We start from the raw sequence: 10,929 nt of genomic DNA, 5'->3' as shown, positions 1-10,929 counted from the left end.
TGAAAACGGCCTTGAGTCAGGGAGACATTTGCCGATGAGCCTGTTCCACCACGCCATGGCGTTGCTGCTGTGCGGACTCTGCGTCGGCGCCAGTGCCGAGCCACTGGACGAGCCGCTCAAACCGTTGCCCGCAGTGCCGCAGCAGGATGCCCGGCGCGTGGAACTCGGTCGACGGTTATTCCACGAGCCACGCTTGTCGATCAACAACACGCTGTCCTGCGCCAGCTGCCACCAACTCGACAAGAACGGGGCCGACAGCCGCGCCTTGTCACTGGGCTTCGACGGTAAACCGGTAGCGGTCAACACACCGACCGTGTTCAACGCGGCCCTCAACTTTCGTCAGTTCTGGGATGGCCGCGTCAAAACGCTGGAGGAACAAAGCAATGTCGTTATCACCAGCCCCCATGAAATGGGCAGCGACTGGCGCACCGTGATCGAACGCATCGGCAACGACCCCGACTACCGTCGTGATTTCGCCGCCACCTACCCGGACGGCGTGACCCAGGCCAATGTCCAGCAGGCGCTGGCCAGTTTTGAACGCACCCTGCTGACGCCCAACTCACGCTTCGATCAATACTTGCTCGGCAACACCGACATCCTCACTCTGGAGGAAAAGTACGGTTACCAGCGCTTCAAGGAATACGGCTGCATTGCCTGCCATCAAGGGGTGAACATCGGCGGCAACATGTTCCAGAAGTTCGGCGTGTTCGGCGATTACATAGTCGATCGCGGCAACCCGACCGTGGCCGATCAGGGACGTTTCAACGTGACCGGCGACGAAGCGGACCGGGCCGTGTTCAAGGTGCCGAGCCTGCGCAATGTCGCGATCACCGCGCCGTACTTTCACGACGGTTCGGCGCTCACCCTCGAAGATGCTGTGGATGTGATGTTCCGGTACCAGTTGGGGCGCTTACCGAGTGAAAAGGACAAAACACTGATCATTCTGTTTCTCACCACCCTCACCGGCCAAGGGAGAGACAAGCCATGATCAACATCTCGCGGCGACGCAGCCTGTTGTTGCTGACCCTGGTCGCCCTGGCGCTGGCCTCGACTCTGCTGTTTCTGTACTTGAAATCCAGCTCTGACCAGAGCATGACGTACACCGAATCACGGGATCTGATCCGGCAGATCAAACAGCAGAACTCGCTGTGGGAAAACGAAATTCTCAAGGCGCGAGTGGCGCTCACCCACAACTACGATCCGCTGGTGTCGCCGATGAACGAAATGAACCGGCTCTGGGCGCGCTTCGAAGCGATCGAGTCCGGGCACGGGCGTAAAGACTCGGCGCAATGGAACGAAGCTCACGAGCGTTTCCTGCAGGCGATGCAGGAAAAGACCCGTCTGGTCGAACAGTTCAAATCGCACAACGCGCTGTTGCGTAACTCCCTGGCTTTTTTACCCACCGCTGAAGACGACATCCAGCAGCAACTGGCGAGCCTGTCGGACTTCGATAAATTGCAGCTGCAAAACATCATCACCGATACCTACGACTTGCTGCTCAGCGCCCTTGAGTTCGCCCAGGTCACCTCCGACGACCGGGCCGCCGACATCGAGGTCGGCCTGAACAAGCTGAAGGTCAATGCACAACGCCTGCCGCCGGCGTTTCAGACCCCGATCAAAATCCTGAGCAGCCATATCTCACTGATTGCTCGCGAACAGCCACTGGTCAACCAGTTGCTCGAAAACATCGAAAACATCCCCGTGGCTGACAGCCTCGACAACATCACCACCATGCTCGATCACGATCAGCAGCGCGCCGATCAGGTCGACCGGCAATACCACTTCTACCTGCTGTTGTTTTCGGTGCTGTTGATGTTGTCGCTGGTGTGGCTGGCCATCCGCCTGATCGGCAGCTTCGCCGAAATCAACCGGGTCAATAATGCGCTTCAAACGGCCAACGATGCGCTGGAACAACGGGTCGAAGAACGCACCCGCGAACTCAAGGACGCCCAGAGCGAACTGCTCGACGCGGCACGTCAGGCCGGCATGGCGGAAATCGCCACGAATGTGCTGCACAACGTCGGCAACGTGCTCAACAGCGTGAACATCTCCAGCGACCTGATCACGCGCAAGCTGCGCAACAGCAAGAGCCAAGGCCTGGGCAAGGCCATGCAACTGATCAATGAACACCCGGATGACCTCGGCGCGTTCCTCAGCGAAGACGCCAAAGGCAAATTGCTCCCCGGTTACCTCAACCAACTGGTGGTCGCGATTGCCCAGGAACAACAGGAAATGCTCGACGAATTGAATCAGATGAACAAAAGCGTCGATCATATCAAGGACATCGTCGCCACCCAGCAATCCTATGCTGGCGCCAACAGCATGACCGAACCGCTATTCATCAACGAATTGCTCGAAGACGCGTTGCGCATGAACGCCGGTGCCCTGACCCGCCACCATGTCACGGTGGTCCGGGAGTACGCCGAGGTGCCGCAGGTGATGGGCGACAAACACCGATTGCTGCTGATCCTGATCAACCTCATCAGCAACGCCAAATACGCCATGTCCGACCTCAGCAACCGCCCCCGCACCATGACCCTGGCGGTCAGGATCGTCGATAACAATTTCCTTGAGATCAGCGTCAAGGATGACGGCGAAGGCATTGCGCCGGAAAACATGACGCGAATCTTTGCCCACGGTTTCACCACCCGCAAGGAAGGCCACGGCTTCGGCCTGCACAGTTGCGCCCTGGCGGCTATCGAGATGAATGGCCACCTCACCGCGCACAGCGACGGCCCTGGCCAGGGTGCACTGTTCACCTTGCAGATCCCCCTGATCAGCGTCACGGAGAACGCATGAGCGAGCTGTCGAACCGCCGCATTCTGCTGATCGACGACATGCCGTCGATTCATGAAGACTTTCGCAAGATTCTCGCGCCGCCGGCGGCGCAGTCCGTGGAACTGGACGAGATGGAAGCGGCACTGTTCGGTGCCCAGACACGCCCCCAGCGCCCACTGTTCGAACTCGATTCCGCCTATGGCGGCGAAGAGGGCCTGGGCAAACTGATGCAGGCCCTGGCAGAACAACGCCCCTACGCGCTGGCCTTTGTCGACATGCGCATGCCCGACGGCTGGGACGGCGCGAAAACCATCGAGCATCTGTGGCAGCAGGATCCGCAGTTGCAAGTGGTGGTCTGTACCGCCTACTCGGATTATTCCTGGGATGAACTGCTGGAGCGTCTGCAGGCGCATGACCGCTTGCTGATTCTGAAGAAGCCGTTCGACAACATCGAAGTGCAGCAGATGGCCAACACCCTGCTGACCAAATGGCAGATGACCGAACGTGCGTCATTGCAAATGCATCACCTGGAACATCTGGTCGATCAACGCACGGCCCAGTTCAAGCAGGCCAGCGAAGAACTGCAGCGGGAAATCGATGAGCGCAAGCAACTGGAAAGTCAGTTGGTGCAGTCGGAAAAACTTGCCTCACTGGGGCAAATGGCGGCGGGCGTGGCCCATGAAATCAATAACCCGATCGGCTTTATCTCCTCCAACCTCGGCACACTGGACGGCTACTTCAAACAATTGCTCAGCGTACTCGACGCCTGGCAGACGCTTGGGCCAATGCCAGACAGCGAGTCCGTGGCGCGGCTTGAGCAATTGCGCAAAGACGCCGACCTGGATTTTCTGCTCGAGGACATCCCGGTGCTGATCCGCGAATCCAAGGAAGGCATTGGCCGGGTCGGGCAGATCGTCAAGGACCTGAAGGATTTCTCCCGGGTCGATACCCAGCAGCAATGGCAGTGGGCCAATCTGCAACAAGGCATCGAGTCGACCCTGAACATCGTCGCCAGCGAACTCAAGTACAAGGCCGACCTGATCAAGGAGTACCAGCCCCTGCCGGACATCGAGTGCCTGCCGTCGCAAATCAATCAAGTGATCATGAACCTGGTGGTCAATGCGGCGCAGGCCATGGGCCCCGAGCGCGGCACTATCACCCTGCGCACCGGGCAACAACAAGACACGGCCTGGGTGGAAGTCGCGGACACCGGCGCGGGGATTGCGCCGGACATCCTGCAGAAAATCTTCGATCCGTTTTTCACCACCAAACCCGTCGGCCAAGGCACCGGGCTGGGCCTGTCCCTGTCCTACGGCATCGTCAAAAAGCACGGTGGCGACATTTCCGTACGCAGCGAACCGGGCGTCGGCACGACCTTTCGCGTCGAATTGCCGATGCGCCAGAACCGGCCCGCTGCCTGAGGGCGCTTCAGGTGGTTTCCTGAAAGTCCATCTCCGGCGGCTGCCGACGGAAACCACCAGTGAGCACCGCCAGGTACACCACGCCGATCGCCAGCCAGCTCAGCCCCAGATACACCGCCAGATGATCAAGGCTGACCATCAGCCACAAGTCCGCCACCAGCCCGATAAACGGGAAAACCAGAAACAGCAGGCACTCGCGCGGACCTTTTTTCTCGCCGCCGATCCAGTAATGAAAGATCACCGACAGGTTGACCAGACTGAACGCCAGGAAAGCGCCGAAGTTGATGAACGAGGTCGAAGTGGTCACGTCGAGTTTCAGCGCCAGCAACGCCACCACGGCACAGAGCAGGATGCTGTTGACCGGTGTGCCGAAGCGCGCGTGCAAGGTGCCGAAAAATGACTTGGGCAGCACGCCGTCGCGGCCCATGGCGAACAGCAGTCGCGAGCCGCTGGCCTGCGCCGACAGTCCCGAGGCGAACTGGCCGACAATCAGACCGATGAGGAAAATCGACACGAATAGATCGCCGCCGATATTGCGGGCGATTTCATAGGCGGCCGAATCGACACTGTCGAACTGGAACGACGGGTGCGCGATCTGCACGAAATACGAAACACCGACGAAGATCAGTCCGCCGATCAAGGTGATCAACATGATCGCCCTTGGAATGGTGCGGCGTGGGTCGCGGGTCTCTTCGGTCAGGGTGCTGACCGCATCGAAACCGAGGAACGAATAGCAGGCGATGGCCGCGCCGCTCATGATCAGCGGCATCTGCATGTCGCCGTTGAAGAACGGTTTGATCGACCACAACGGCGTGCCCGCATCGCCGCCAATGTAGTGCACGCACAGCGCGACGAAAGCAATCAGCACCAGAAACTGCACCAGCATCAGCAAGGCGTTGATGCCGTTCGCCAGTTTCAGGCCAATGATGTTGATTGCGCTGGTGATGCCGATGAACGCCAGCACCCAGATCCATTGCGGGATCGACGGGAACGCCGAGGCCAGATAAGCCGCGCCGATCAACCAGATCGCCATCGGCAGAAACAGGTAATCGAGCAACACCGCCCAACCGGCGATAAAGCCCAGTTTCGGGCTGATCGCCTTGCGCACGTAGCTGTAAGCGGAACCGGCCACTGGAAACGCGGCGGCCATGCGCCCGTAGCTCATGGCGGTGAAGAACATCGCCACCAGCGCCGCCAGATACGCGGCGGGCACCATGCCAGCGGTGGATTGAGCGAGGATGCCGAAGGTGCCGAGGACAATGATCGGCGTCATGTAGGCGATGCCGAACAGCACCACCGACCCTAATGAAAGGGTGCGTTGCAAACGAGCCATGGGCGACTTACTCCGAATGTTATTGGATTTATGGCAGAGCCGGGTTCGGCGAATGTTTTCGGGTGTGTTTTATTGTTCTGGTGTTGCTTGAGTTTTTTGTTCGACTTGAAATCTCTTCCCCCTCACCCCAGCCCTCCCGAAACGTCGGACCGCCCCCAAGGGGTAGAGGGGGAAAGGGAGCCGATCTCCAGGGGTTTCAGATCCTGAGTTCAACTTGAATTCGCAGTTTCAAATCCTCAGTTCGACTCGGTCAGTCCCCTCTCCCCCTGGGAGAGGGCTAGGGTGAGGGCAGCGGTCAACGACGTGGAATCAACAATTCGCGAACACCATCGCCACGCTCCAGCACCTCCCCCGGCAACTTCAAACGCTGATCATCCAGATAGCGGTAATCCCTGCGCGCAATCTCCAACCGCGCGAAATCCAGTTCAACGCAGAACGTCCCTTCCTCACGCCCGGCCTCGAACAGCAGCGTCCCCAGCGGATCGACCAACGCACTGCCACCGGCAAACATCAAACCGTCATCCCCCGCCTCCACGCGATTGACCATCAACGCAAAGGCCTGATTCTCCTGCGCGCGGGCCATGATCGCGGTGCGGTGTGTCGGCGCGTACGGATCCATATTGCCGTTGGTCACGATCAACAGTTCCGCACCGATTTGCGCCAAGGCACGGGCCGACTCCGGAAACTCGATGTCGTAGCAAATCAACAGGCCAATACGCACACCGTTCCACTCGCACGTGGCATAGCGGTCGCCGGCCTCGAACACGCCGCGATCCGACGCCCACAGATGGGTCTTGCGATATTTCAGGGCGATGCCTTGAGGGGTGATCAGCAGCGTGGTGTTGTAGAAATGGCCGTTGTCGTTCTCGGCCATGCCGATCACCACGGCGATGTTGCGTTCGCGCGCAGCGGCCAGCACCGCACTGACGGTCGGGCCGTCGACGGATTCGGCGGTTTGCGCCACGGTTTCGGCTGTCGGGAAGCCCATCAGGTGGGTTTCCGGGAACACCATCAATTGCGTGTCGGCCGCGCACGCGGCAATCGCCGCCAGGGCGCGTTCGAGGTTGTAGGCCGTGGCATTGTCACGGCCCGCCAGTTGGGCGAGTTCGACTTTCATGGGAATTCCTTGTGCTGAGCGACGGGCGCGGAAAGATTGCCCGGTGGCTGTCTGTGGGCCAGTATGCGCAGCAAGCGAGCGGCCAGGGAATTACGCGGCCGGGGTAACCCGATAGGGGTAGATCGATGACACTTTCGTTTGACGACATCACCTGGCACCGCGCCGTCGGGCAACTGATCGACGCGCTCGACAAGCCGAATTTCTGGGCGCAACTGGTGCGGTTGCTCGACCAGTACGTGCCGTTCGATAGCTGGGTGGCGTTGCTGTTCAGCGCCGATCAACACCCGCAAGTCTTCGCCGAATGCCCCGGCGCAGACGGCAGCCCTGATCCGTTATTCCAGGACTATCTGCGCGGCCTGTACCTGCTTGACCCGTTCTACATCGCCTGCCGCGAGCAAACGCGCACCGGTCTGTATCGCCTGTCAGAAGTGGCGCCGGAGCATTTCGAACTGACCGAGTATTACCAGCGATACTTTCGTCTGAATGTCGTGGCGGACGAAATCCAGTTCAATTGTCAGCTCGAAGGTGAGCGCACGTTGTGTCTGTCGCTGGGCAGTGAAAAACGTTTCACTGGCGAACAGATCGCCTTGCTGTCATTGATCCAGCCTTGGGTGCTGGGCTTGTTGCGTCAGCGGTTACCGTATGAAATCAACGAAACCGTGGCCCTCGCTGCCGCACCCGTTCAAGCAGACTGGCGCGTGCAACTGGAAGCCTCGGTGCAACAACTCAAGGGTGCGCAACTGACGGCGCGGGAACTGGATGTCGGGCGCTTGATGCTCAGCGGTTGCTCCAGTAAAGAAATCGCCCGTAAGCTGGAAATCTCCGTAGAAACCGTGAAAGTCCATAAGAAACACATGTACAGCAAGTTGGGGATCAAATCCCAGTCCGAGCTGTTTTCGATATTTCTTCAGGCACAAAACGCCTGATCGTTTGGTGAAGTTGCTTTATGCAGGAGTGAGCCTGCTCGCGATGACGTCGGGTCAGTCAAATCATTCGTAGCTGATATACCGCTATCGCGAGCAGGCTCACTCCTACAAGGGAATGTGTTTATCCCTCAATCTTCGCTGATTATTCCGAGTCCGAACCAAGGAAACCGTATGAGCCTGTCACTCCTGAGCCGCTACGCCTTCTTTGCCGTCTGTGTGATGTTCACCCTCGCCAGCCTGCCGTTCCTCGAACATGACTGGCTATGGCCAATCACCGCCGTCACCGGCGTACTGAGCCTGATCGGTCTGTTCGACCTGCTGCAAAGCCCCCACGCGGTACGGCGCAACTACCCGATCCTCGGCAACATCCGCTATCTGGTCGAAGGCATCCGCCCGGAGATCCGCCAGTATTTGCTGGAGTCCGACAGCGATGCCCTGCCCTTCTCCCGCGCGCAACGTTCGCTGGTCTACTCGCGAGCGAAAAACGAAACCGCCGACAAACCGTTCGGCACGCTGATCGATGTCTATCAATCCGGTTTTGAATTCATCGGCCACTCGATGCGTCCGGCACCGCTGAGCGACCCGAGCAGTTTCCGCGTCACCGTTGGCGGCCCGCAGTGCAGCCAGCCTTATTCAGCCTCGGTGTTCAACATCTCGGCGATGAGCTTCGGTTCGCTCAGCGCCAACGCCATTCGCGCACTCAACCAAGGCGCGAAACTCGGCAACTTCGCCCACGACACCGGTGAAGGCAGCATCAGCCCCTATCACCGCGAAAATGGCGGCGACCTGACTTGGGAACTGGGCAGTGGCTATTTCGGTTGCCGCACCAGCGACGGCCGTTTCGACCCGGAACGCTTCGCCGCCCAAGCGCAGAACCCGCAAGTGCGGATGATCGAAATCAAGATGAGCCAAGGCGCCAAACCCGGCCACGGCGGCATCCTGCCCAAGCACAAAGTCACCAAGGAAATCGCCGAAACCCGTGGCATCCTGATGGGCGAAGATTGCGTCTCGCCGTCACGCCACAGCGCGTTTTCCACGCCGATCGAAATGATGCAGTTCATTCAGCAACTGCGAGAGCTGTCCGGCGGCAAACCGGTCGGTTTCAAGTTCTGCCTCGGCCACCCGTGGGAATTCATGGGCATCGCCAAAGCCATGCTGGAAACCGGCATCCTCCCGGACTTCATCGTCGTCGACGGCAAGGAGGGCGGCACCGGCGCCGCACCGGTGGAATTTACCGACCACATCGGCGTGCCGATGCGCGAAGGCCTGCTGTTTGTGCACAACACCCTGGTCGGTTTAAACCTGCGCGACAAGATCAAACTCGGCGCCAGCGGCAAGATCGTCAGCGCCTTCGACATCGCCAGCGTGCTGGCCATCGGCGCCGACTGGGCCAACTCCGCGCGCGGTTTCATGTTCGCCATCGGCTGCATCCAGTCGCAAAGCTGCCACACCAACAAATGCCCGACCGGCGTAGCGACTCAGGATGCCTTGCGCCAACGTGCGCTGGTGGTGCCGGACAAGGCCCAGCGTGTATTCAACTTCCACCGCAACACCTTGAAGGCTCTGGCGGAAATGCTCGCAGCGGCCGGGCTTGAACATCCATCACAACTGTCGGCCAAGCATCTGGTGCGGCGCATGTCGGCGACCGAGATCAAGTTGTTCTCGCAGTTGCACGTGTTCTTGAAACCGGGGGAATTGCTTACCGGGGAAGTGAATGGCGAGTTTTACTCGCGGATGTGGCAGATGGCGCGGGCGGACAGTTTCGAGCCGCAGGAAGTGGCCGCGGCATAACGGCAAAAGCGCCGGTCTGCACCGCAGACTGGCGCGTTCCTCCCGACGAATAATCAGCACTCACCATTGCAACAACCGCCCGTGCGGCGGCTCCTTCATGACGATAAACCCGTAATCGCCGAGCAGATAAATGCGGTAATACAGGCTTTCCACCAGCGCTGGATATTGCAGATAGCCAACGTGCGTGGCATTGCGGCGCTCACGTTCGGCAACCACGTTGGTGATGCCCACCGAAGGCAGGTTTTCCGCGAGCATGTAGTAGTCGACATTGAGCAGATAACGCAAAACCGGCAGTTGCCTGAACGATCCCTCGGCGCTGGCCAGCCAGCGATCGGAGTAGTTGATCGACAGGTATATACGCTTGGCTTCTCGCAGTTCGCTATGGGTGGCGATGTCGTGACCGAGGCTGTACAGGGCTGCAGTGGCGAAGGTTTTCTGCATGCTCAACACGCGGCCGTAGGCAAACGACAGCGACAACGTCGCCAGCAGCGGGATGATCAGCAGCAAGGGCAACCAGCGGTTATGCGCCGCCAGCGCCAGACGGCTGAGATAAAACAAACACACCAGAAGCACGCCAAAACCCATCAACGTGCGCGCGCCCTCGTTGAAGTCGCGAAACAACAGCGTGATACCTGGCACCAGTAGCACCAATACAGCAAAAACCGTCAGGCCCAGGATCACATGACTTGCGCGCCGATCCGGACGACCGAGACGGGCCAGCCCCAAGAACGCACAAAGCACCAAAGCGGCAAACACCCAAAGATATCCGCCGTGAAACAACAGCGCGGTTTTTTCCAGCACGCGGCCCATGTTCGTGCCGATCTGCAGGAATGGATGCCCTGCCCCATCGAGCCGTTCTGAATAGCGCCCGGCTGTCATGAACGGATACGCGGTGACGCCATAGATCGCGATGCCCAGACCGAGCTGCGCAAGCTTGCCGCCAAGCAAAAGCCAGACCTCAGTCCACGATACTTGCCGGTGCAACGCCCTGAGCAACTCCACACAACACAAGCCAAGAAAGACGTTGACGCTGATCTGGTACAACCCTGTGCCCAGTGCAATCAGTAACGCCGGTATCAGCCAGCGCTGCACCCGAGTCGCACCGTGAAAGGTGATCGCGTAGATCATCGCGACAAGACTCAACGCCATACTCGGCCCGTCGTACTGATAGGAGAGATTCTGCAGCAGGAACGGGTTGTACCAGAGCGGCAATGGCACCAGACAACAGGCCAGCGTCGGCTCGACAAAGTAGTGAAACGTCAGCCGGGTCAGTGCCAGACTCATCGCCAAGGTGGCGAGCAGCAAAGGCAAAGGGAAGACATCCGGCGCAGCGCCGGTGAACGTCAACGCCTGATACAGCCAGTCGGCAAACAGCCGCCCGTAACCGGCCCACGCATTACCGGCGGCCAGTGCGCGCCAGTTGTCGTCGATGTAAGGAAAGTCGGCGAGGATCAACGGCAGAACATACAACCCGGTCGCCAGCACAAAGAACAGCAGAACCTGGCGACGACCGAGCTCGCGAACGACAAAATCGCTGATCCTCATGGCGGCGCCTCTGTTCAC

8 protein-coding genes are annotated in these 10,929 nt (G+C 59.4%); 5 read left to right on the top strand and 3 right to left on the bottom strand.

What is annotated here, in order from left to right:
• Positions 1 to 34: 34 nt before the first annotated feature.
• Genes ACM6IN_RS27455 through ACM6IN_RS27445 form a run of 3 tightly spaced genes read left to right on the top strand, consistent with a single transcriptional unit; the run spans position 35 to position 4,199 of the window.
• Complete coding sequence (locus ACM6IN_RS27455; RefSeq protein ID WP_414917047.1) at positions 35 to 988, top strand: cytochrome-c peroxidase; 954 nt, start codon at positions 35 to 37, stop codon at positions 986 to 988.
• Positions 985 to 2,799 (top strand): DAHL domain-containing protein, encoded by a 1,815-nt coding sequence (locus tag ACM6IN_RS27450; protein ID WP_095112354.1) that lies wholly within the window; start codon positions 985 to 987, stop codon positions 2,797 to 2,799. The genes ACM6IN_RS27455 and ACM6IN_RS27450 overlap by 4 nt, the downstream gene beginning before the upstream one ends.
• Positions 2,796 to 4,199 carry an ATP-binding protein gene (locus ACM6IN_RS27445; protein WP_095112355.1) on the top strand — a complete coding sequence of 468 codons (1,404 nt, stop codon included), beginning with the start codon at positions 2,796 to 2,798 and terminating at the stop codon, positions 4,197 to 4,199. Before ACM6IN_RS27450 ends, ACM6IN_RS27445 begins: the two co-directional genes overlap by 4 nt.
• Positions 4,200 to 4,206: 7 nt before the next feature.
• Here the strand turns inward: ACM6IN_RS27445 and ACM6IN_RS27440 are convergent, their stop codons facing one another.
• Complete coding sequence (locus tag ACM6IN_RS27440; protein ID WP_007916762.1) at positions 4,207 to 5,532, bottom strand: APC family permease; 1,326 nt, start codon at positions 5,530 to 5,532, stop codon at positions 4,207 to 4,209.
• A gap of 295 nt (positions 5,533 to 5,827) precedes the next feature.
• A complete protein-coding gene (locus ACM6IN_RS27435) occupies positions 5,828 to 6,649 on the bottom strand; it encodes a carbon-nitrogen hydrolase family protein (RefSeq protein WP_414917046.1) in 822 nt (273 codons plus the stop codon).
• Between the two features lie 125 nt (positions 6,650 to 6,774).
• On the opposite strand from ACM6IN_RS27435, the gene ACM6IN_RS27430 reads away from it, so the two are divergent.
• Positions 6,775 to 7,575, top strand: coding sequence for a helix-turn-helix transcriptional regulator (locus ACM6IN_RS27430; RefSeq protein WP_095112357.1), 801 nt, complete (start codon positions 6,775 to 6,777; stop codon positions 7,573 to 7,575).
• Positions 7,576 to 7,746: 171 nt separating this feature from the next.
• Positions 7,747 to 9,366: an FMN-binding glutamate synthase family protein gene (locus ACM6IN_RS27425; RefSeq protein ID WP_414917045.1), complete on the top strand. Its 1,620-nt coding sequence runs from the start codon at positions 7,747 to 7,749 to the stop codon at positions 9,364 to 9,366.
• A 60-nt stretch (positions 9,367 to 9,426) separates the two neighbouring features.
• On the opposite strand, the gene ACM6IN_RS27420 is transcribed toward ACM6IN_RS27425, so the two are convergent.
• The gene (locus ACM6IN_RS27420; RefSeq protein WP_414917044.1) at positions 9,427 to 10,911 is read right to left on the bottom strand and encodes a glucosyltransferase domain-containing protein; all 1,485 of its coding nucleotides are present in this window, start codon (positions 10,909 to 10,911) and stop codon (positions 9,427 to 9,429) included.
• Positions 10,912 to 10,929: the final 18 nt, after the last annotated feature.

This window comes from Pseudomonas sp. IT-P395 (genome assembly GCF_949767675.1).
Classification (GTDB): Bacteria; Pseudomonadota; Gammaproteobacteria; order Pseudomonadales; family Pseudomonadaceae; genus Aquipseudomonas.
Note: the sequence above shows the minus strand (reverse complement) of the source record. Positions and strands in the feature narration are given on the sequence as shown.

Excerpts from the sequence above, each read along its gene's own strand:
- ACM6IN_RS27420 (WP_414917044.1), bottom strand. The coding sequence starts at position 10,911 with ATGAGGATCAGCGATTTTGTCGTTCGCGAGCTCGGTCGTCGCCAGGTT.
- ACM6IN_RS27435 (WP_414917046.1), bottom strand. The coding sequence starts at position 6,649 with ATGAAAGTCGAACTCGCCCAACTGGCGGGCCGTGACAATGCCACGGCC.
- ACM6IN_RS27450 (WP_095112354.1), top strand. The coding sequence starts at position 985 with ATGATCAACATCTCGCGGCGACGCAGCCTGTTGTTGCTGACCCTGGTC.
- ACM6IN_RS27455 (WP_414917047.1), top strand. The coding sequence starts at position 35 with ATGAGCCTGTTCCACCACGCCATGGCGTTGCTGCTGTGCGGACTCTGC.
- ACM6IN_RS27430 (WP_095112357.1), top strand. The coding sequence starts at position 6,775 with ATGACACTTTCGTTTGACGACATCACCTGGCACCGCGCCGTCGGGCAA.
- ACM6IN_RS27440 (WP_007916762.1), bottom strand. The coding sequence starts at position 5,532 with ATGGCTCGTTTGCAACGCACCCTTTCATTAGGGTCGGTGGTGCTGTTC.
- ACM6IN_RS27445 (WP_095112355.1), top strand. The coding sequence starts at position 2,796 with ATGAGCGAGCTGTCGAACCGCCGCATTCTGCTGATCGACGACATGCCG.
- ACM6IN_RS27425 (WP_414917045.1), top strand. The coding sequence starts at position 7,747 with ATGAGCCTGTCACTCCTGAGCCGCTACGCCTTCTTTGCCGTCTGTGTG.